Genomic DNA, 20,301 nt, shown 5'->3' on the forward strand with positions numbered 1-20,301 from the left:
ACGCTGATGCTCGAAATCTCCTACACGGTCTTGGGCGGCCTCGGAGCTCAGATCGGTTCCGACCCCGTCGAACTCGGCACGCGCAAGCAGCGGGCGACACTCGCTCAGCTGATCCTCGCCGAGGGCGCGCCGGTGCGTGCCGACAGTCTGATCGAGGGCATCTGGGGAGACTCGCCTCCCGAACGAGCCGAAGTGTCACTCCAGTCCTACATCTCCGGTCTGCGCAAGGCCCTCGAACCACATCGGAGACCACGGACTCCCTCCACGGTCCTGCTCACCCACGGGACCGGCTACAGCCTCCCCACGTCCGCCGAACAGGTCGACGTCCGCCGGCTGACCGCCCGCGTGGTCGCCGCGCGCACCCTGATGCAGGAAGGCGACGCGGCCGGGGCCGCGCCGCTGCTGCGCACAGTGCTCGACGACTATCGCCCGCTGCTCCCCGAGTTCGAGGGGCTTGCGTTCCGGGACGAGGCCGCCGATCACCTCGACCGCATGCTGCAGGCCGCGCGAGAGATGTCCTTCGAGGCCCGGATGGCCGACGGCGATCATCGTCTGCTCGTGACCGAGCTGGAGAGCGAGGTCGAGCGTTCTCCACTCGACGAGGGGCTCTGGGTGCTGTTCGCCACCGCGCTCTACCGCCTCGGTCGCCAGTCCGACGCGCTCGGTGCGATCGCCACTGCTCGCCGGATCCTGGCCGACGAGATCGGCGTCGACCCCGGGCCACGACTCCGGACCCTCGAACGCGACATCCTCGATCACGCTCCGCATCTCGACGTGCCGACCGCCGGTCGCGCGCCCGCTCCCGCGAGTGCTCCGGACCTCCCCACGCCTGGCCCGCCACGCCCAACCGGCCGGGCTGACGACGATGCTGTCGAGGACGGCGGACCCGACGACGCGCCGTCGATGGTCGGTCGGACCGACGAACTCGCCGCACTGCATCGTGCGGTCCTCGCGTCGATGTCGGGGCACGGTGGCGTCGTCGTGGTCGAGGGTGAGCCGGGTGCGGGAAAGACCGCGCTGATCGACGAAGCGGGCCGCCGGGCCGAGGGCGCCGCCGATCTCCGGGTCCTCTGGGGTCGCTGCGTCGATGACCCGGCGGCCCCGTCGATGTGGCCCTGGGTGCAGATCCTCGGTGCGGTGCTGCCCCGGCTGGATCCCGCCGACCGGGAGCGGCTCCTCGACAGTTCACTCGGCCGGATGGTGACCGAGGGCGTCAACGTGATCCCGCCTCCCCGGCAGATGCCCGACGCGGCAGCGCGATTCCAGTTCTACGACCAGGCCGCGGACCTCCTCGACGGGGTGGCCGCGACGTCCAAGCTGATCATCGTGCTCGACGATCTGCAGTGGGCCGACGGTGCGTCGCTGGAGCTGTTCGCGCACATGGCCACCCGGCGGACCACCGGCGTGACGTTCTTCGCCTCGCTCCGTTCGCCGTCTGCCCGGCCCGTCGTCGCCGCCACCCTGGCGACGCTCGCCCGACTCCCGGAACACCGTCGCATCCACGTCGGCCCGCTCGGCGGCGACGACATCTCCGAACTCATCCGGCGCGAGACCCGACAGTGGCCCGAGGTCGCGACCGTGTCGTCGATCCAGCGACGGACCGGAGGCAACGCGTTCTTCGTCCGCGAACTCGCCCGCATCTTGGCCGACCGCGGATCCATCGCGGGCAGCGCGGTCCCCTCCGGCGTCCGGGACGTGGTGCGCCAGCGACTGGTCGGATTGTCCACGGACACGACCGAACTGCTCGAACTCGCGTCGCTCATCGGGACCCGCGTGGACCTCGTTCTACTGGCGACCGCCGCGAACCGGCCGGTCGACGAGGCACTGGATCTCCTCGAGCCCGCGGGCGATGCGGGGGTCATCGATCTCGGACCGGACGATCCGTTCGGATTCGGTTTCAGTCACGACATCATCCGGGAGGCCGTTGCCGACGGGATCACCGCGATGCGCGCTCGGCGTCTGCATCTCGCGATCGCCGACGCCCTCGCAGGCAACTCAACGCCGCATGCGGTGACGCGAGTCGCCCGACATCTGTGGTCCGCCGGACCGCTGGCCGATCGGGAGCGCACCACCACCGCTCTGCTCACGGCGGGGAACATCGCCCTGCGCACCTATGATTTCGACGGCGCTCGCAGGCACCTCGGAGATGCTGCGACGCTTGCCCGCGCGACCGGTGACCAACGGGCCGAACTCATCGCGATCACCACGCAGCTGGCCGGCGAGGTGGCCGCGCACGGGTATTTCGCCGCCGATCCCGACCTGCAGGAGCGGGCCCGAGCACTCGCCTCGACACTGGGCGACACACGCCTGCTCGCCACCCTGGACTACGCGCGCTGCGCGGCCCACATCCAGATCGCCGACGCGCACACCGGTCACCGCCTCGCGGAGGATCTGCGGCGGCGCGCCGAACGATCCGACGATCCGGTCGTCACGCATCTGGGCATGCACGCCGCCGGTATCGACGAGTTCCACCGCGGGAATTTCGGTGCGGCATATCGAATCCTGGAGACCTACGCACCGATCGACGTCGATGTCGAGGGCCTTCGGGACGATCAGCTCGTCATGGCACGCGGCTTCCGCGCCTGGGCGACGACCGCTCATCTCGGTACCGATTCCGGCCGCGCGCTGTTCGCGACGATGGCCGACGCCCATCCCGATCCACGGTCGCAACTCGGCATGGCCATCTTCGCGGTCGGCGCCGCGTCGATGCTCGGCGACGCCGGATGGGTTCTGGACGCCGGTCTGGCCATCACCTCCGAGAACGCCGGTGCGCTCGCCTACCTCCGTCGCGGCGGAGAACGGATGTACTGGTGGGCGCGGGCACTCACCGGCGACATCGACGAAGCCCTCGCCCACATCGACCGGCTCGGGGCCGACGACACCGGGATGGAGGATCACCCGCGGACGGGTGAGGGCTACTGGCTGGGTCTGCACGCCGAGGTCCTCGTGGTCGCCGGCAAGCTCACCGACGCCGCGACCCTCCTCGACCGGGCCGCGGACCTCGCCGACCGCACCGGCGAACGGTACGCCGACGCACACCGACTCGTCGTCCGCGCACGCTACGAATACGCCAACGGTCGTCCGGCGTCTCTGGTCGGTGCGACCCTCGCCGCCGCGCGCGACACCGCACTCAGGCAGGAGGCGAACGGGCTGGTCGAAAGGATCGACGGGCTGACGTCGACCTGGGGACTCACCGCACCGGCCTGAGCGCTCAAGTCCGTCCCAAGTCGTCGTCAAGGCCGCTCGGTGACCCTTGTCGGGAATCCGGCGTGCGCCGGGAGACCGACGAATCCTGCCGGAGCGATCCGGCCGCTACCGAGGACCTGCCGATGACCGCGACTCCCGCCTCCTCCCCACCCGAGAACACCGAACGCCTGACCGTCCGAACCCGCACCTCGGTCCTCGCGCAACTTCGTGACCGGATCGCCGGCGATGTCTACGGCCCCGGTGACGTCGGCTACCTGGCTGCGCGGTCCGGGTTCAACCGGCTCGACGTACACCGTCCGGCTGTGATCGTGGTTCCCGCGAACCACTTCGACGTCGTGGAGACGGTCCGGTTCGCCACCGAGGAGGACCTTCGCGTCGCCGTGCAGGCGACGGGTCACGGCACCGGGAGGCCCGCCGACGGCGGATTGCTGATCAACACCTCCCGACTGTCCTCGGTGAGCGTCGACCCGGTCTCCCGGACCGCCCGGCTGGGCGCAGGGGCTACGTGGCGGACGGTTCTCGACGCCACGACCCCGTACGGGTTGGCGCCGCTGATGGGTTCGGCCGGCGGCGTCGGGGCCATCGGCTACACCCTCGGCGGTGGCTTCGGCTGGCTCGGTCGGCGCTTCGGCCTCTCGTCGGACCACGTGCTCTCCTTCGACCTGGTCACCCCGGACGGCACGCCGATGCGGGTCTCCGACACCAGCTTCCCCCACCTCTTCTGGGCGTTGAGAGGTGCCGGCGCAGGTGGTCTCGGCGTGGTGACGTCCATGGAGATCGCGCTGGTCGAGGTGTCCACCGTGTACGCGGGCAACCTGTTCTACCCGGCCGCCGACGCCGAGGAGATCATCCGTCGCTTCCGCGAGTGGGCCCCGGCGCAGTCGGAGGAGTTGACGTCCGCCGTCGCCATCCTGAACCTCCCGCCGACCGATGACGTCCCGGAGCCACTCCGCGGCCGGAGCTTCGCGGTCGTGCGCGGCTGCTGGTCGGGGGACCTCGACGCCGGTCGCGCGGTCGTCGACGAGTGGCGCGCCTGGCGCACACCGGTCGTCGACCAGTGGGACGTCCTGCCGTTCGCCGCGATCGACGCGGTCAGCATGGATCCCACCGAGCCGATGCCGGTGATGGTCACCACCGAATGGTTCGACGAACTGCCGGACGAGGCCGTCGACATCGTCGCAGGTCGGGTCCGACCCGCGCCGGCGTCGGCGCCGCTGATCGTGTGCGGCGAGATCCGCCACGCCGGCGGAGCGATCGCCCGGGGAGCAGAACATGCGCCCAACGATCGGGGCCGGGCAGGACAGTTCCTCCTCGAACTCGTTGCGGCAGTTCCCGATCCGCAGGTGGCCCTGGCGGTCGAATCGACGCTGCGAATGGCGCGCACCGAGCTCGCGCCCTACGTGACCGGAGCCGCCTATCTCAACTTCACCTCAGGTTCCGAACGGGTGGCACGCTCCGGCGAGGCATTCAGCCCGGCCAACCGACGGCGGCTCGCCGAGATCAAGGCCGCCCTCGATCCGGCGGACCGCTTCTGCCACGGCGACGTCTGACGGGGATGATCGTTCACACCGGCCACACTTGCGTCCGGGTCCGACGTATGCGCTGATGATCCCCATGTCCGACCCGCCCCGACCCCGATCCAGATCGTCGAGCGACACGCGTCCGGCCTCCGGGCACCGAGCCGGCAGCCGGCCACTGCTGATCGTTGACGGCGCCAACGTCGTCGGATCGGTGCCCGACGGGTGGTGGCGCGATCGTCGCGGGGCCGCCGACCGGCTGCGGATACGACTCGAGCCCGTCGCGGTGGCCGGTCTCGAGGGTGTGCCGGGACCGCTCGAGGTGGTTCTGGTGGTGGAGGGTCGGGCCCGCGGAGTCGAGGCGAGCGAACACGTCCGGGTCGTGGACGCACCCGGCACGGGTGACGACACGATCGTCGACGTCGTGGCCGATGCCGATCCGCGACGGGAGCGCATCGTGGTCACCGCCGACCGCGAATTGCGTGTGCGAGTACAGCGACTGGGAGCCCGGGCGATCGGCCCCTACGCCATCCCGAGGTAGCCCGCCGGTCAGCTCGACAGCGGTTCGGCGTCCGATTTCTCCGTTCTCGCACCATGTCGGTGCCCGATCGACCGATAATCCTCTGAGTGTCGGCGAGTGCCGACCACGGGAGGATTCCATGACCGAAGTCGATGTCCTGATCGCCGGTGCCGGACCCATCGGCCTGACCGCCGCCGTCGAACTCCGCAGGCGCGGAGTCCGCGTGCGGATCGTCGATCCCCTTCTCGAACCCCCTCAGTACGCCAAGGCCGTCGGCATCCAGCCCCGAACGCTCGAGGTCTTAGAGACCATGGGTGTCGTGGAACAGGTACTGGACGCGGGGCTGGAGATGCGCGGACAGCTCGTCTACGTCAACGGAAGTCAGGTCTCGCGCGTCGACCTCTCGACACCGCCCGACGTCCCCTACCGGTTCCACCTGCTCCCCCAGTACGCGACCGAACGCATCCTGCGCGAGCGACTCTCCGGTCTGGGCACGGAGATCGAGCGAGCCACAGCCGTTACGGCATTCGAACAGGACGCGGACGGGGTGACCGTCACGCTCACGGGTCCGGACGGGGACACCACCGTCCGTGCGGGCTATCTGCTGGGCGCCGACGGCGCGCACAGCGTGGTGCGCAAAGGACTCGGGCTGACCTTCGAGGGCGGTGCCTTCACCGAGCAGTACATGCTCGGAGACGTCGTGGTGGACTGGTCGATGCCCCGCGGATACGCCATCCGGTCGATGCACCAGACCGAGGACGGCACCACCGACGACCAGCTGGTGTGCATCCCGCTGCCCGGCCGCGGCCGCTACCGGATGTCGATGCTCGTCCCCGACGAGCTGGCGGTCGCCCCGGCCACCGGCGGAGACGGTGTGGCGCACGGCTTCGAGGGGACGAGGGCGCCCGAACTGTCCCACATCCAGGCCGTGATCGATCGGCTCGCACCGGAACCCGCGACGGTGTCGGACCTGCGATGGTCATCGGTGTTCCGGATCAGTCATCGCATCGTCGACTCCTATGGTCGCGGACGCGTATTCGTCGCCGGCGACGCCGCCCACATCCATCCGCCCACGGGTGCGCAGGGAATGAACACCGGGGTGCAGGATGCGCACAACCTCGCGTGGAAGCTCGCGCTCGCCGTTGCCGGTGTCGCCTCGGACGGACTTCTCGCCAGTTACGACCTCGAGCGTCGTCCGGTCGGCGAGGAGGTCGTGGGACGCACCGTCCGCGACGCCCGCGAGGGCATCGGCGCCGATGGCACCGACATGGATTTCATCATGCGGCGCGAGGCCCAGTTGCTGATCTCCTACGCCGACAGTCCCATCGTCGCGGGGTCGGCGGTACCCACCGCGCCGGCCGCACCCCGGGCTGGCGAACGCGCGCCGGATGCGGCGGGCCTCAGCCGCGAATCCGTCAATCACCCACTGCGGCTGTTCGGCGTGCTGGGCGGCGTCGACCACTCGCTCGTCCTGTACGCCGACGCGGCCGCGGGCACCGGGGACGTCGCGGTCCTCGAATCCCTCGCCGACGAGATCTCCGCGAAGGCGCACGGCCGCTTCGACATCCACGTGGTCGCGGCCCCGACGGCACAGGTCGGGAGCACCGTGTTGCCGCTGCTCCGCGACACCGATGGTCTGTTCGCCGACGGTTACCTCCCGGACGGTTCGACGGTGTTCGTCATCCGGCCCGACGGTTACGTCGGATACCGCGGCCCCATCACCGACACCAAGGCCGCACTCGCCTATCTCGAGGGCACGTTCCGCTAGGGCTCGCGAACCGGCCACGGCCCCGCCGTCCGGGCGGGGCCGTGGCCCGGTCACGACGTAATCTTGGGGATCGTGACCAGTAGACTGGCGACCTCCCGCCCGCTGTTCCGGACCGCGGGCATCCTGGCCGACCGCATCGGCACCGCGGTCCGGCACCGCACGGTGGATTCCCGCCTCGGCCGCGAGATGGGCACCGGCGAGGTGATCTACCTGGTGGCCCCGGCCGGTCATCCGAACTACGGCGACGAACTCATCGCGAGGACGTGGCTGCGACACCTGGCTCGGATGCGCCCCAACGCCACGGTCGTACTCGACTGTCACAGCCCCGGCACGGCCACGACGCTGCTGCGTGATGCCCACCCGAACATGCTGGTCGTCGACACCCTGTGGCAGTTGACCACGTACGCGGCGGACGCCGAACCGCAGGCGCCGTGGGAGTGGGTCGCCGCCGCCGCTCTCGACACCGGTCTGGCTCCGCGTCTGACCGCGGGAGTCGACCTCCTGAACTCGGCGACCACCATCCACCTGCTCGGCGGTGGTTACCTCAACACCGTGTGGCCGCACCACGTTTCGCTCTTCGTCGCCGCCGCCGCCGTGGCCGGGCGGTCCGGTGCGCGCCTTGCCTCGACCGGTCAGGGGCTCGTTCCCGCCCTACAGGGCAGGGCATGGGCCGCCCTGACCGAGGCTTTCGCCGGGTTCGACGTCGTGGACGTGCGCGACACCGCGTCGTACGACGCACTCGACGGTGTCGTCGCCGCGCGGCATTCCGGTGACGACGCGTGGCTGGCACTGCACCGGCCCCGGCCTCCGCTGTACCGATCGACCGATCCGCCGGCCGAGAACGGTGTCGTGCTCTGTCTGCAGTCCGACCTCACCGAGAGGTTCACCGGGCCGCGGGCCACCGGCGTAGAGGCCCTGGCCGATTTCGTGCGCTCGACGCTCGACGCCTGGGATGTGCCCGGTTCGGCCGTCACCGTCGTCGAGGGAATCCCGGGGCACGACAACGAGGTTCCCTACCTCCTCGGTTCGCGTCTGGCCGGCGCCACCGTGCTCAACTTCCGGGACGTCTGGAGCGACGGGCTGCCCGCCGGACATCGGAACACCTGGATCAGCACTCGTTTCCATCCGCACCTCATGGCCGCGGCGGCGGGCGATCCCGGGGTCGCGGTCGTGGCGATGCCGGGGTACTACTCCACCAAGCACCGGTCACTCATCGAGGCCGGCTCGGACTGGACCGTCGTCGATTCCGGTACGTCCGTTCCGGAACGGCCGCGCGGCCACGGCTTCGACGCGGTTGCGCGTGAACGGGCGGTCGCGGCGAAACTCGCCACGGCGGTCGACATCTACCCGGTCTCACCGGTGCTGGCACACCGCATCTGAGAACTCGTCGCGGAACCTCACGGCTTTGTGGCAAATCGCCTCGTCGCGCCGGTCTGCCGATACAGTGTGCAGATGAGCCGAAAGCCTGTGCGCGCCACGGTCCTCCTCCGTATGACAACCCTCGGCGTGGCGGCAGCACTCGGCCTCGCCGCGTGTTCGCCCTCGGAGACGGCATCGGGTGCGGGGTCCTCGGCGTCGACCTCGGGTTCAGGACAGTCGACATCGGTGCCGGCCGACACCGCGGCGGCCTTCCAGAAGGCGATCGACGAGACGCGGGCCGCCGGCGATCTCCCCGGCGTCATCGCCCGGGTCATCTCGCCGGCCGGAATCTGGACGGGGACATCGGGTGTGCGCGCGGCAGGCGGAGACGATCCCATCGAGCCCGCCGATCACACGCGCATCGGATCACTCACAAAGACGATGACCGCAACACTCCTGCTGCAACTCGTGCAGGAGGGCCGGGTGTCCCTCGACGACCCGATCGACAAGTACGTCCCGGACGCACCCAACGGCTCGGCGACGCTGCGACAGGTCGCGGACATGACCAGCGGCATACCGTCGTACACCGCGTCCGAGGCCTTCGATCGCAGGTTCTTCGCCGATCCCGAGACCGTGTGGAGCCCTGCCGAACTCGTCGACACCGCGAAGTCACTACCGCCGAGCTTCGCACCGGGACGGGGCTGGGAGTACTCGAACACCAACTACGTCCTGCTGGGCCTGGTCATCGAGAAGGTGCTCGCGAAACCCATCGGCGAGGTCTTTGCCGACCGGATCTTCACGCCCCTGGGGATGGACGAGTCGTCCTGGCCCGGCGGGTCGGTCGAGATCCCCGATCCGCACCTCGACGGACTGACCGATCAAGGACAGCCCGAGGGGCAGACGGTCGATTCCACGCGCTGGAATCCCTCGTTCGCCTCCACCGCGGGCGCCGTCATCTCGACCATCGACGACCTGCAGACCTGGGGTGCGGCATTGTTCACCGGGAAGGGCGTCCTCGATCCCGCGACTCAGCAGCTGCGACGGGACTCCATCCTCACCTCGCCCCCGCCGAACACCGCCACCTCCGGATACGGCATCGGAATCGGCAATCGCGACGGGTGGTGGGGGCACGACGGCGACTTCCCCGGATACAACACCTCGCTGTTCCACGACTACGACTCCGACACCACGATCATCATCGTGGTCAACACCGACGACGCCCTCACCGTCGACGGCAAGTCCACGGCCCCGGTGTACGCCGTCCAGGCGAGCCTCATCGCCGCGCTGCCCGACTGAGTCCAGAGCCGTAACGGCTCGGCCCTGAGAGTCCGGGCTCCGGCGTAAAGTCAGCGGCATGGCCAGAACAGTCGCAAAAGCCGATGGCGTCGACCGTGCCGAACTCCTCGAGTTCATCCGGCCGCGTCACCACATGATCCTGAGCACGGTCCGATCCAACGGCAGTCCGCAGATGTCTCCGGTCACCGGCGGGGTCGACGAGCAGGGTCGCATCGTCATCTCGACCTACCCCGGTCGGGCCAAGGCGACGAATCTCCGGCGCAACCCGGTCGCCGGCGTCGTGGTGCTCTCGGATGACTTCAACGGCGCCTGGGTGCAGGTCGACGGCGACGCCGAGGTCCTCGACATGCCCGACGCCGAAGACGCACTCGTCGACTACTTCCGCAGCATCTCCGGTGAGCATCCCGACTGGGAGGAGTACCGCGCCGCAATGCGGACCCAGGGAAAGTCGCTGATCCGCATCACGCCGACGAGCTGGGGTCCGGTGGCCACCGGCGGCTTCCCTGCCGACGTCGCCGCCCGGCTCGACGCCCAAGACAAATGATCGACCGAACGACGGAACCGATCGGTTGACCGGCGCCGCCGACATCGAGATCAGCGGACTCACGAAAAGCTATGCCGAGCACCGCGTTCTCGACGGCATCGACCTGCACGTGCCCGCGGGTGGCGTGACCGCACTGTTGGGCCCCAACGGTTCCGGCAAGACCACGACCGTCGGCATCGCGTCGACGCTGTTCACCGCGGACGCGGGAACGGTGACCATCGGCGGATACGACACGGTGGCACACACCAGGGCCGTCCGGGCGATGATCGGCGTCACCGGTCAGTCGGTTGCCGTCGACGAACTCTTCAGCGGGCGGGACAATCTCGCGCTCATCGCCGACCTGCGCCGACTGGGGCGACGCAGTGGACGGGCACGAACGCAGGAATTGATCGAACAGTTCGACCTCGTCGAGGCTGCCGACCGCCCGGTGTCGACGTACTCGGGTGGGATGCGACGCCGACTCGATCTGGCGATGACGCTCGTGTCGATCCCCCGGGTCATCTTTCTCGACGAACCGACCACGGGCCTCGACCCCAGGAGCCGTCGAATGCTGTGGGAGACCATCTCCCGGCTCGCTGCGGACGGCGTCACCATCTTCCTCACCACGCAGTACCTCGAGGAGGCCGACCAACTCGCCGACCGTATCGCCGTGCTCGACCATGGGCACATAGTGGCCGAGGGAACCGCCGCGGAGTTGAAGAGCCGGGTGCACGATTCCGAGGTGCGCCTGACTTTCGCCGACCACGACTCGTTTCACGCGGCGGCTTCGCTTCTCCCGGAGGCGCGTCGCGTCACCGAATCCCGTCGCCTCGACATCGCGACCGACGACACCGTCACCACGGTCCGGACCACTCTGAACCGGCTCGACGCCGCCGGCATCTCGGTCTCCGACGTCGGTGTCCACGCCCCGACCCTCGACGACGTGTTCTTCGCCCTCACCGGCAACCCCGCTCCCGAGGCCACCGACGCCGATCAGCCCGGAGCGGCGTCATGACGGCAATTGCCGACGCGGTGGCGGATTCGCGGGTCATGGTGCGCCGCAATGTTCGTCGGCTCATCCGGTTTCCGGTGCTCACCGTGATGCTGGTCGGGATCCCGGTCGTCTTCCTGCTGCTCTTCGTCTTCGTGTTCGGCGGCCAGCTCGGCGCCGGGATGATCACGCAGTCCGGCGCCGGCGGGCGGGCCGCCTATCTCGACTATGTCGTGCCCGGAATCGTGCTGGTCACCGTCGCCTCGGCGGTGCAGGGCACCGCCATCGTCGTGGCCATGGACATGACAGCGGGGATCATCAATCGGTTCCGCACCATGGACATCGCCCGCTCCGCGGTCCTGACCGGCCATGTGGTGGCCAGCCTCGTACAGGCGCTGTTCAGTATCGTCGTCGTCCTCACCGTCGCCGTCGCGATCGGATTCCGGCCGTCGGCCGACGCACTCGACTGGGTGGGCGCGCTCGGGGTGACCACCGTGTTCGCCATCGCACTGATCTGGCTGTCGGTGTTTCTCGGACTGGCGGCCAAGAGCGTGGAGACCGCCAGCAACACACCGATGTTCCTCACGATCCTGCCGTTTCTCAGTACGGGTTTCGTACCGGCCGAGTCCCTGCCGGCCGGTCTGAGGCAGTTCGCCGAGTATCAGCCGTTCACCCCCGTCATCGAAGTCCTGCGCGGCACCCTCACCGACGCCACGGTCCCCACCGGAAGTGTTGTGGCCGCCATCGTCTGGAGTCTCGTGATCGGCGGAATCTCCTACTTCCTCGCTCTCCGAACCTATGAGCGGCGCCGCATCCCCGGTTAGGGTCGGTCCCGTGCCCGAGAAGATCGACTTCAAGAAGACCCTGGACGCCTACCGGGCGCGACGCGGCGCGATCCGCGTCCTCGACGTGCCGACGATGCGTTATCTGATGATCGACGGCGCGGGCGACCCGAACACCTCGCCGCAATTCGCTGCGACGATCGAGACGCTGTACCCGGTCGCCTACAAGCTGAAGTTCGCGAGCAGCCGTGAACTCGGTCGTGACTACGTCGTACCGCCGCTCGAGGGGCTCTGGTGGGCCGCGGACATGACAGTGTTCACCGGTGCCCGCGACAAGGGCCGCTGGAGTTGGACTCTCATGCTGATGATCCCCGACTGGATCGACGACGAACTGCTCGACACTGTTGTCACGCAGGTCGGCGCGAAGAAGCCGCCTCCACGGCTCGACGATCTACGCACCGCCTCCCTCGCCGAGGGGCTGTGCGTACAGACACTTCACCACGGTTCCTTCGACGACGAGGGCCCGGTGCTGGCCGAGATGCACGATGAGTTCATCCCCGACAACGGTTTACGGATGAGTGGCCATCACCACGAGATCTACTTCAGCGACTTCCGCCGGGTTGCGCCGGACAAACTCCGCACTCTCCTGCGGCAACCGGTCGAACCCACGACGACGACCGGGATTTCGTAGCGAAAAACGGCATGTAGCACGCACTTTCGCTACCACTTCCCCTACCTCACCCGGCCGGTGCCCATCCGAGCGCCGGACCGAGCCGACCGGCGAGATCGCCCACGATCTGCAGGTAGTCCGGTTCGTCGAAGGAGAACGGCAACGCAAAGGCCACCTCGGTGGCGCGCTGGAATCCCGCGTGCTCGTACAGCTTCTCGGCGATCTCGTCGGACGGTCCGACGTGATCCGGCGAGAACAACAGACCGCGCGGACCCTGCGGGGTGAACGTGCGTTCCAGTCGGCTGTCGGCATAGGCCCGGTACTTCCGCACCTGATCCGGGGTGGCCGAGTCCGTGGGGATCACCACCAATCCTTGGGACACCCGCGCTCGGCCGGGATCGACGTGATGGGCGCGGTAGGCGTCGATGTGTTCGGCCTGAATGGTTGCGAAATCTCGCGACCTCGTTCCCTCGACGGTCACCACCGAGGAGGTCAGATAGTTGATCCCCTGCCGACCCGCCCAGATCGCAGAGCTCAGCCCGCCTCCGTACCAGACCCGATCGGCCAGTCCGGGCGAGTGCGGCTGCACGCGCCGGGAGAACGTCTCTATCCCGACGGTCCCCTCGAAGTCGCTGACCGGCTCGCCGCGCAGGTTGTTCAGGAGCCGCACCACCCGCCCCTTCGAAAAGTTCTCCAGTCCATGGGTTTCGGGATACAGCGCCGTCTTGTAGTCGTCGTAGCGCATCGGTACACCCACGGAGACACCCGGATTGAGTCGGCCCTCACTGAGGATGTCGACGGTTGCCAGGTCCTCGGCCAGTCGCAGCGGGTTCTCCAGACCGAGCGGGATCACGGCGGTGCCCAGCTCGATGCGGCTGGTGCGTACCGCGGCGGCCGCCAGCAGGGCCACGGGCGAGGAGATGCCGTACTGGAGGTGACGGTTGCGCACCCACACGCTGTCGAAGCCGAGTTGTTCGGCCAGCTCGATCGTCCGCAGGGTTTCGAGATGACCGGGGCGGGGATCGTTGCCGTCGAAGCGTCCGATGGTCAGGAATCCGAGCTTCTCCAGGGGGGCACCGCGTCGTGGCATGCCGTCGATTCTCACATCGCCTCGGCAGCGGAGCGACCTCGCAGAATCAGTGTGGGCCGAACTCCGGAGGAGTCGGCGGTCGTCCACCCGCGTCTATAGTCGGGTCACACGGACCCGACCGAACGGATCGTCATGCCGACCACTGTCGCAGAGAGAATCGTCGAGGAACTCGAGCGTGCGGGAGTCCGCCGTGTCCACGGGTTACCGGGTGATTCGCTGAACGGTTTCACCGACGCCCTCCGCAAACACGACTCCATCTCGTGGCGGCATGTCCGGCACGAGGAGTCGGCAGCCTTCGCCGCGTCTGCCGAAGCCGCGCTCACCGGCGAACTCGCGGTGTGCGTGGGAAGCTGCGGGCCGGGGAACCTGCATCTGATCAACGGACTGTTCGACGCGCACCGCAGTCGGGTCCCCGTCCTCGCGATCGCCGCCCACATCCCGGCGACGGAGATCGGCACCGGCTATTTCCAGGAGACCCATCCCGAGCAGCTGTTCCGGGAGTGCAGTGCGTTCTGCGAGATGGTCAGCACCCCCGAACAGATGCCGCGACTACTCGACATCGCATTGCGCACCGCCGTCGAGAAGCAGGACGTCGCGGTCCTGGTGATCCCGGGCGAGACCTTCCTGGCGCCGTGCCCGAAACGACGGGCGGGCGCACCCATCCGCCGCATCCCTCGCGTCACACGTCCCACCGACGCCGAGATCGCTCGTGCCGCAGACACTCTCAACGCCGCCGAGCGAGTGACGATACTCGCCGGCGCCGGCGTGCAGGGTTCGCACGACGAGGTCGTCGAGCTCGCCCGGGTTCTCCAGGCCCCCGTCGTGCATGCGTTGCGCGGCAAGGAGTTCATCGAGTACGACAATCCCTACGACGTGGGAATGACCGGACTGCTGGGCTTCTCGTCGGGGTACCGCGCGATCGAGAAGTGCGACACCCTCCTCATGCTCGGCACCGACTTTCCCTACGAGCAGTTCTATCCGTCGAAGGCGACGATCATCCAGGTCGACATCCGCGGTGAACAGATCGGTCGACGCTGCCCCGTCGACCTGCCGCTCGTCGGCGATGTCGGCGACACCGCCCGGGCGCTCCTGCCGTCGATCACCGGCGGGCGCGACTCCGAACACCTGTCGACCTCGCTGGCCCACTACACCAAAGCTCGGCGGCGCCTCGACGACCTGGCCGACAACGACCGCAACCGTGCACCCATCCACCCGCAGTATCTGACCCGCCTCATCAACGAGAAGGCGAGTGCCGACGCGGTCTTCATCCCCGACGTGGGGTCACCGGTGGTGTGGGCGGCACGCTATCTCGAGATGAACGGGGCCCGTCGCCTGATCGGCTCGTTCACCCACGGCTCGATGGCCAACGCGGTGTCCCAGGCCATCGGGGCGCAGACCGCCTTCCCCGACCGTCAGATCATCGCGCTCGCCGGCGACGGCGGGCTCGCGATGCTGCTCGGCGAGTTGTTGACCATCACGCAGAACCGGTTGCCGGTCAAGATCGTCGTCTTCGACAACTCGTCACTGAACTTCGTCGAGGTCGAGATGAAAGCTGCCGGATTCGTCAACTTCGGAACCGATCTGGAGAACCCCGATTTCGCCGCGCTCGCGGAATCGGTCGGCATCCGGGGCCGACGGGTTGAGCAACCCGACGATCTCGCCGGCGCGGTCGACGAGTTCCTGGCCCACGACGGTCCGGCACTGCTCGACGTCGTCACCGCTCGGCAGGAGCTGTCCATCCCGCCGGCGATCACCGCCGCCCAGGCCAAGGGCTTCACGCTCTACGCCCTGCGCACCGTGCTGTCCGGTCGCGGCGATGAACTGGTCGATCTCGCCGAGACCAATCTGTTCCGCCGGCTGTTCGACTAGGTGTTCCGGCCGGCCGCCGACTCCAGGCCGCGAGCGGCCTCTGCGACGTCTGCGGTCCAGGTCGCCGCGTCGACGCGGTGCACAGCCGAGTCCCCCGCATACGCACTGGAGATGACGACATCCGGTACGAGTGTTGCGAGCAGGTCCAGACTCGCCGTGAGTTCCTCCGCATCGCTGATGCCCGGTAGGTAACCGGCGGCCCATCGCCCCGACGGGCCGCGGTAGAGCGTGTCCCCGGTGAACAGGTAGCGGTCGCCGTCGGCGCCTTGCACCACGTAGCTCGTGCTCCCCGGGGAATGACCGGGCGTCGGGATCACCTCGACACCGTTGTCGTCGGTGTGCCGGTCGGTGAGCATCACCCCGATCCGCGTGTGAACACCGATCCGGTCGGCCTCGGCAGCCGGGGCGTGCAGCGTCGACCCGAAGCGTTCGGAAATCGCGGCCAACAGCGGCCCGGCCTCGTCCTGATGCGACAGATACTGATGGTCGACCCCTCCGAGCCGGTCCAGTTCGTCGAATTCGGCGTCGGACGCGACCGAATAGAAGAGGACGTTTCGGTTCGACGTCCACAGGTAGGCATGTGTGGTCAATCCGGGAAATGGACTGTCGGAGCTCGTTTCCCACAGGTCAGGCAGAATGCGGCGCATCGGTGTCTCCTCGGGGTGTGCGGCATGTCCACTCCACGGTGCAACTTCATGTTCACTTGAAGTCAACGGGCCGACCGCCCCACACCCCCTCCCGGGCGAGTGATACACATAGGAGAATCCGTCTCACTCGTCAGGAGTTCATGTGTCCACCTCGCTGCCATCCGACGCTCCTGCATTTCCCGCCGCGGTCGCCTATGAGTCCGCGATGTCGAACCGGCGGCTGCGACGCGTCCGGGCACTGGTCCGGCAGGTCACCCACAAAGATCTCTTCCCAGAACAGGAGAACCTCCGCACCTTCGCCGAGGACATGTTCCGCACCGATCCGGTGGCCGAACGCTTCGTCGACGAGGTCTACGGCACTCTCGGCGGGGACGCGGCCCGAGCACTTCTCGATCAGGCACTCACCGACGGCCTCGACAGCGTCGAGAATCCCCCACCGGCCCTGGTCGATCTGTTCGAGGAGTTCGAGACCGTTCCCGAGTGGGTCGACCCCGAGTTGATCGCCGAAGGTGAGGCGATCTGGCGTCGGTGGGGCACCGGCCTGTTCAGTGTCGCCGGGGGGATCACTCTCGAGATGTACACCGAAGCCGCTGTCGCGAAGCCCCTCTCGCTGGCCGGCGGTTACGCCGGCGACAACGCGTTGCGCCGGTTCCTGGAGACCTCACGCTTCTGGATCGACGTCTCGCAGCCCGGCGCGCTGCTCACGCCGGGATCGCAGGGCCGTGCGACGGCGATGCGGGTACGCGTCATGCACGTGTGGGTTCGACGCACCGTCGCCGAACACCCCGAATGGGACCGGCAGCGCTGGGGCGATCCGATCAGTCAGTCCTATCAACTGCTGACCTTGCTGGGCGGCAGCGTGGTGCCGGCGATGGCTCTGTGGCTGACCGGAGTACAGACGACGCCCCGCGAGATCCGCGTCCTCCTGCACTACCAGCGCTATCTCGGTCACCTACTCGGCGTCCGGACGCAGTGGTACCCGGAGACGATTGCCGATTCGCTTCGGCTACTGGCATTCGTCACCTCCACCCGCAGCCACGACGCGGGCGACGACGGCGCCGAGCTCATCGAGTCGTTCCCCGCAGCCTTCGCGAAGAGCGGGTCCACGGGCCTCGAGCGGCTGCGCGGCAGATACAACGCGGCGATGTATGCGGCGTATTCGAGCATCTACATGCTGCCCATGACGAGATTGCGCTACCGGATGCCCAGTCCGGTTCCGGGAGTCCTCGTCATCGTCCTCCGCCTCCCCGCGGTGATGATCGTCGAGACCGTGCGTCGCCTCTCTCCCCGCTTTCGCCGACTGCACGAGAAGACGATGTGCCGCCACCGGGAGAACTGGCACGACTGGCAGACCTCCGGGCGACCCGCCGAGTACGCCCACGACAAGGGGCTGCGACGCTGACATCGCCGCCGAAAGTTACTCCGGAGTTGGACTCGAATGCGCACACCGTTAGCGTGTTCGGGGTGACGCAAACTCCGACGACCACCGCCACGGCCACCGACGAGCCCGCCGGGATCGAATCCCGCGTCGGTCATTACTACGTCCTCGACGGCTCGTACCAGGTCGGGCGCGAGAAGGTGCGCGAGTACGCACGTGCCGTGCAGGACTACCATGGCGCCCACTGGGAACCCGAATCCGCTGAGGCACTGGGCTATTCAGGTCTCGTCACACCGCTCACCTTCACCTCCATCCCGGCCATGGCGGCAAACCGGGAGCTCTTCGAATCGGTCATCGTCGGATACGACACCTACGTGCAGACCGAGCAGGTCTTCGAGCAGCACCGTCCGATCGTCGCCGGAGACGAGTTGACGACCGATGTCGAGCTGACGAGTGTCCGCCGCATCGCGGGCAAAGACCTGATCACCGTGACCAACACCATGACGGACGCGGCAGGCGAACGAGTGCACACGATGCACACGACCGTCGTCGGTGTGACCGCCGAGGATGTCGATCCCGAACTGAGCAACGCCGTCCGCAAGGTGATGATGCACGACGTCAACATCTTCAGTCATGACGAAGCCGCGGACCGATACGTGAAGACGGTACGTCCCGACGCCGACGTCCGGACCGCCGAGGACACCGGACGCACGCCGGGGGCCCGGAACTTCGACGAGCTGAGCGTCGGCGACGAACTCCCGCTGCACAACATCCGGCTGTCCCGCGGCGACCTGGTCAACTACGGCGGTGTCGCCGGCGATGCCAATCCCATCCACTGGGACGAGACGAGCGCGAAGCTGGCCGGCCTGCCCGACGTGATCGCGCACGGCATGCTGACCATGGGACTCGGGGCCGCGTATGTGTCATCGTGGTCGGGCGACCCGGGCGCCGTCACCCGCTACGCGGTCCGACTGTCCCAGCCCGCTGTCGTGTCGGGCGCCGAGGGCGGCGAGATCGAGTTCAGCGGGCGTATCAAGTCGCTCGATGCCGAGACCCGAACGGGCGTCGTCATCGTGGTGGCGAAGTCGGGTGGTCGCAAGATCTTCGGTCTGGCCACCATGAACATCCGCTTCTCCTGAGCGAGCGGGTCAGTACTCCCCTTCGACCACGAAGTACGACCCGCAGACGACGCCGGCGAGCTTCGACCGCTGGCGCGCGAACGTGAATTTCGACGTCGGCTCGTCCGGGACATCCAGGCCGTCGGCGAGCTTGAATCCGACGGCTCGCTTCCCGGCCGGGTCGATGCTGTACATGTCGATGCTGTCTGCTCGTCACAGACCAAAGCCCCCGGACTCTCGACCGGGGGCTTTGGACTGTTCAGACCGGCGTCACTCGAGGACGAACACCGGGATCTGCCGGTCGGTCTTGGTCTGGTACTCCGCGTAGGGAGGGAATGCCGCGACGGCGAGCTCCCACCAATGGTCGCGTTCCTCGCCATCGCTCAGCTCGCGAGCGGTCAGCTCCTTCACCTCGGTACCGTCCTGCGCGGTGACCTGAGGATTCGCTTTCACGTTGTGATACCACGCCGGGTGCTCGGGCGCGCCGCCCTTCGACGCGACCATCAGGTACTTGCCGTTCTCCTCGACCCGCATGAGCGGCACGTACCGCTTCTTTCCCGACTTCGCACCGGTCGTGGTGAAGAGAACGATGGGGCGGTTCATGACCGTCACGCCCTCGGTGGTGCCCTGCTCGAGGATCTTCTCGGTCTGCTCGCGGACCCAGCCTTCAGGACTCAACTCTGCGTTAGCACTCATGGTGGGCTGAACACCGAGATCGGGTGGGATATTCCCCGCGCTGCGTGAGGCCCGCTGTCGTGACCTCCGCTATTGTGGCCGAACCCGACCCCGAAACCCGACCCCGACCGTGAGATCCCTCCGATGCCCTCACCATCCCGAGTCATCGTGCCGACGCCGGTCGGCACCGTTGCCGTCGACAGCGACGGCGCGGCCGTCGTGCGCGTGGCGTGGCCGACGGACACCGATGCGACGGCCGGCGGCGACACCGCCGATCCCGTTCTCGCCGAAGCGGTTCGGCAATTGCGCGCCTACTTCGACGGCGAGCTCACCGAGTTCGACCTGCCCGTCGGCCTCGACAAGATGTCGGACAGCGCTCGTGCAGTACTTTCGACGCTGCATCAAGAGGTCGCACATGGCGAGACCGTCACCTACGGCGAACTCGCGTCGATGACCGGCACGCGGGTCTCCGCGCGGGGCGTCGGGACGATCATGGGCATCAATCCCGTACCCCTGGTGATCCCCTGCCACCGTGTGGTGGCCGGGGACGGTCTCGGCGGTTACTCGGGAGGCTCGACCGGTCGAGGTCTCGCGACCAAACGCTGGTTGCTCGAGTTCGAAGGCGCTCTCCCGCCGACGCTGTTCTGATCTGGCGATGCACTCACTGCGTACGCAGCGACCGCCCCGGCACTGGCGGAGGCCCGCCCTGAGCGTGCGCAGGGCCACCCCCTCTGCTCCCTAATCCGAAAGAACCGCATAACCCCTGCTCCCTAATCCGAAAGAACCGCATAACCCCTGCTCCCTAATCCGAAAGAACCGCATAACCCCTGGTCCCTGAGGTGCGAGGAGCGCTAGCGACGAGCCACGAAGGGCCTGGTGAGACACGTTGCG

At 68.1% G+C, this 20,301-nt stretch carries 17 protein-coding genes and 1 pseudogene; 14 read left to right on the forward strand and 4 right to left on the reverse strand.

Going from position 1 to position 20,301, the window contains the following annotated elements:
- The first annotated feature begins 6 nt into the window (after window positions 1–6).
- From ACFW3F_RS05050 to ACFW3F_RS05095, 10 genes are all read left to right on the forward strand, one after another.
- Window positions 7–3,207: a BTAD domain-containing putative transcriptional regulator gene (locus ACFW3F_RS05050; RefSeq protein ID WP_388054927.1), complete on the forward strand. Its 3,201-nt coding sequence runs from the start codon at window positions 7–9 to the stop codon at window positions 3,205–3,207.
- 122 nt (window positions 3,208–3,329) lie between these two features.
- Window positions 3,330–4,757: an FAD-binding oxidoreductase gene (locus tag ACFW3F_RS05055; RefSeq protein ID WP_388054929.1), complete on the forward strand. Its 1,428-nt coding sequence runs from the start codon at window positions 3,330–3,332 to the stop codon at window positions 4,755–4,757.
- Between the two features lie 64 nt (window positions 4,758–4,821).
- Window positions 4,822–5,265 carry a hypothetical protein gene (locus tag ACFW3F_RS05060; protein WP_388054930.1) on the forward strand — a complete coding sequence of 148 codons (444 nt, stop codon included), beginning with the start codon at window positions 4,822–4,824 and terminating at the stop codon, window positions 5,263–5,265.
- A gap of 118 nt (window positions 5,266–5,383) precedes the next feature.
- The gene (locus tag ACFW3F_RS05065; RefSeq protein ID WP_388054932.1) at window positions 5,384–7,012 is read left to right on the forward strand and encodes an FAD-dependent monooxygenase; all 1,629 of its coding nucleotides are present in this window, start codon (window positions 5,384–5,386) and stop codon (window positions 7,010–7,012) included.
- A gap of 72 nt (window positions 7,013–7,084) precedes the next feature.
- Window positions 7,085–8,392: a polysaccharide pyruvyl transferase family protein gene (locus tag ACFW3F_RS05070; RefSeq protein ID WP_388054934.1), complete on the forward strand. Its 1,308-nt coding sequence runs from the start codon at window positions 7,085–7,087 to the stop codon at window positions 8,390–8,392.
- Between the two features lie 72 nt (window positions 8,393–8,464).
- Window positions 8,465–9,667, forward strand: coding sequence for a serine hydrolase domain-containing protein (locus tag ACFW3F_RS05075; RefSeq protein WP_388054936.1), 1,203 nt, complete (start codon window positions 8,465–8,467; stop codon window positions 9,665–9,667).
- Between the two features lie 58 nt (window positions 9,668–9,725).
- Window positions 9,726–10,211, forward strand: a complete 486-nt coding sequence (locus tag ACFW3F_RS05080) for a PPOX class F420-dependent oxidoreductase (RefSeq protein WP_388054938.1) — start codon at window positions 9,726–9,728, stop codon at window positions 10,209–10,211.
- 25 nt (window positions 10,212–10,236) lie between these two features.
- A complete protein-coding gene (locus ACFW3F_RS05085) occupies window positions 10,237–11,205 on the forward strand; it encodes an ATP-binding cassette domain-containing protein (RefSeq protein WP_388054940.1) in 969 nt (322 codons plus the stop codon).
- Window positions 11,202–12,005 carry an ABC transporter permease gene (locus tag ACFW3F_RS05090; RefSeq protein ID WP_388054942.1) on the forward strand — a complete coding sequence of 268 codons (804 nt, stop codon included), beginning with the start codon at window positions 11,202–11,204 and terminating at the stop codon, window positions 12,003–12,005. The genes ACFW3F_RS05085 and ACFW3F_RS05090 overlap by 4 nt, the downstream gene beginning before the upstream one ends.
- Before the next feature lie 10 nt (window positions 12,006–12,015).
- A complete protein-coding gene (locus ACFW3F_RS05095) occupies window positions 12,016–12,654 on the forward strand; it encodes a GyrI-like domain-containing protein (protein ID WP_388054944.1) in 639 nt (212 codons plus the stop codon).
- A gap of 46 nt (window positions 12,655–12,700) precedes the next feature.
- Here the strand turns inward: ACFW3F_RS05095 and ACFW3F_RS05100 are convergent, their stop codons facing one another.
- Window positions 12,701–13,723 (reverse strand): LLM class flavin-dependent oxidoreductase, encoded by a 1,023-nt coding sequence (locus ACFW3F_RS05100; protein WP_388054946.1) that lies wholly within the window; start codon window positions 13,721–13,723, stop codon window positions 12,701–12,703.
- 132 nt (window positions 13,724–13,855) lie between these two features.
- Between ACFW3F_RS05100 and poxB the strand changes: the two genes are divergently transcribed.
- Complete coding sequence (poxB, locus tag ACFW3F_RS05105; protein ID WP_388054948.1) at window positions 13,856–15,592, forward strand: ubiquinone-dependent pyruvate dehydrogenase; 1,737 nt, start codon at window positions 13,856–13,858, stop codon at window positions 15,590–15,592.
- On the opposite strand, the gene ACFW3F_RS05110 is transcribed toward poxB, so the two are convergent.
- Complete coding sequence (locus ACFW3F_RS05110; RefSeq protein WP_388054950.1) at window positions 15,589–16,239, reverse strand: MBL fold metallo-hydrolase; 651 nt, start codon at window positions 16,237–16,239, stop codon at window positions 15,589–15,591. The two genes, poxB and ACFW3F_RS05110, sit on opposite strands and share 4 nt — an antisense overlap.
- A gap of 142 nt (window positions 16,240–16,381) precedes the next feature.
- Here ACFW3F_RS05110 and ACFW3F_RS05115 point away from each other — a divergent pair, with 142 nt between their 5' ends.
- Together ACFW3F_RS05115 and ACFW3F_RS05120 are read left to right on the forward strand one after the other, a co-directional pair.
- Window positions 16,382–17,641: an oxygenase MpaB family protein gene (locus ACFW3F_RS05115; protein WP_388054952.1), complete on the forward strand. Its 1,260-nt coding sequence runs from the start codon at window positions 16,382–16,384 to the stop codon at window positions 17,639–17,641.
- 62 nt (window positions 17,642–17,703) lie between these two features.
- Window positions 17,704–18,756 carry a fused (3R)-hydroxyacyl-ACP dehydratase subunits HadA/HadB gene (locus tag ACFW3F_RS05120; RefSeq protein WP_388054954.1) on the forward strand — a complete coding sequence of 351 codons (1,053 nt, stop codon included), beginning with the start codon at window positions 17,704–17,706 and terminating at the stop codon, window positions 18,754–18,756.
- Between the two features lie 9 nt (window positions 18,757–18,765).
- On the opposite strand, the pseudogene ACFW3F_RS05125 reads toward ACFW3F_RS05120, so the two are convergent.
- Window positions 18,766–18,930 (reverse strand): annotated as a pseudogene (locus ACFW3F_RS05125) (phage tail protein); the annotation flags it as partial.
- A 75-nt stretch (window positions 18,931–19,005) separates the two neighbouring features.
- A complete protein-coding gene (locus tag ACFW3F_RS05130; RefSeq protein WP_388054956.1) occupies window positions 19,006–19,431 on the reverse strand; it encodes a nitroreductase family deazaflavin-dependent oxidoreductase in 426 nt (141 codons plus the stop codon).
- 123 nt (window positions 19,432–19,554) lie between these two features.
- On the opposite strand from ACFW3F_RS05130, the gene ACFW3F_RS05135 reads away from it, so the two are divergent.
- A complete protein-coding gene (locus ACFW3F_RS05135; RefSeq protein WP_388054958.1) occupies window positions 19,555–20,058 on the forward strand; it encodes a methylated-DNA--[protein]-cysteine S-methyltransferase in 504 nt (167 codons plus the stop codon).
- The last annotated feature ends 243 nt before the right edge of the window (window positions 20,059–20,301 follow it).

The sequence above is a fragment of the Gordonia sp. NPDC058843 genome, from assembly GCF_042743165.1.
GTDB lineage: Bacteria > Actinomycetota > Actinomycetes > Mycobacteriales > Mycobacteriaceae > Gordonia.

Coding starts and splice junctions, on each gene's coding strand:
- ACFW3F_RS05050 (WP_388054927.1), top strand. CDS start 7: ATGCTCGAAATCTCCTACACGGTCTTGGGCGGCCTCGGAGCTCAGATC.
- ACFW3F_RS05055 (WP_388054929.1), top strand. CDS start 3,330: ATGACCGCGACTCCCGCCTCCTCCCCACCCGAGAACACCGAACGCCTG.
- ACFW3F_RS05060 (WP_388054930.1), top strand. CDS start 4,822: ATGTCCGACCCGCCCCGACCCCGATCCAGATCGTCGAGCGACACGCGT.
- ACFW3F_RS05065 (WP_388054932.1), top strand. CDS start 5,384: ATGACCGAAGTCGATGTCCTGATCGCCGGTGCCGGACCCATCGGCCTG.
- ACFW3F_RS05075 (WP_388054936.1), top strand. CDS start 8,465: ATGAGCCGAAAGCCTGTGCGCGCCACGGTCCTCCTCCGTATGACAACC.
- ACFW3F_RS05080 (WP_388054938.1), top strand. CDS start 9,726: ATGGCCAGAACAGTCGCAAAAGCCGATGGCGTCGACCGTGCCGAACTC.
- ACFW3F_RS05090 (WP_388054942.1), top strand. CDS start 11,202: ATGACGGCAATTGCCGACGCGGTGGCGGATTCGCGGGTCATGGTGCGC.
- ACFW3F_RS05100 (WP_388054946.1), bottom strand. CDS start 13,723: ATGCCACGACGCGGTGCCCCCCTGGAGAAGCTCGGATTCCTGACCATC.
- poxB (WP_388054948.1), top strand. CDS start 13,856: ATGCCGACCACTGTCGCAGAGAGAATCGTCGAGGAACTCGAGCGTGCG.
- ACFW3F_RS05110 (WP_388054950.1), bottom strand. CDS start 16,239: ATGCGCCGCATTCTGCCTGACCTGTGGGAAACGAGCTCCGACAGTCCA.
- ACFW3F_RS05130 (WP_388054956.1), bottom strand. CDS start 19,431: ATGAGTGCTAACGCAGAGTTGAGTCCTGAAGGCTGGGTCCGCGAGCAG.
- ACFW3F_RS05135 (WP_388054958.1), top strand. CDS start 19,555: ATGCCCTCACCATCCCGAGTCATCGTGCCGACGCCGGTCGGCACCGTT.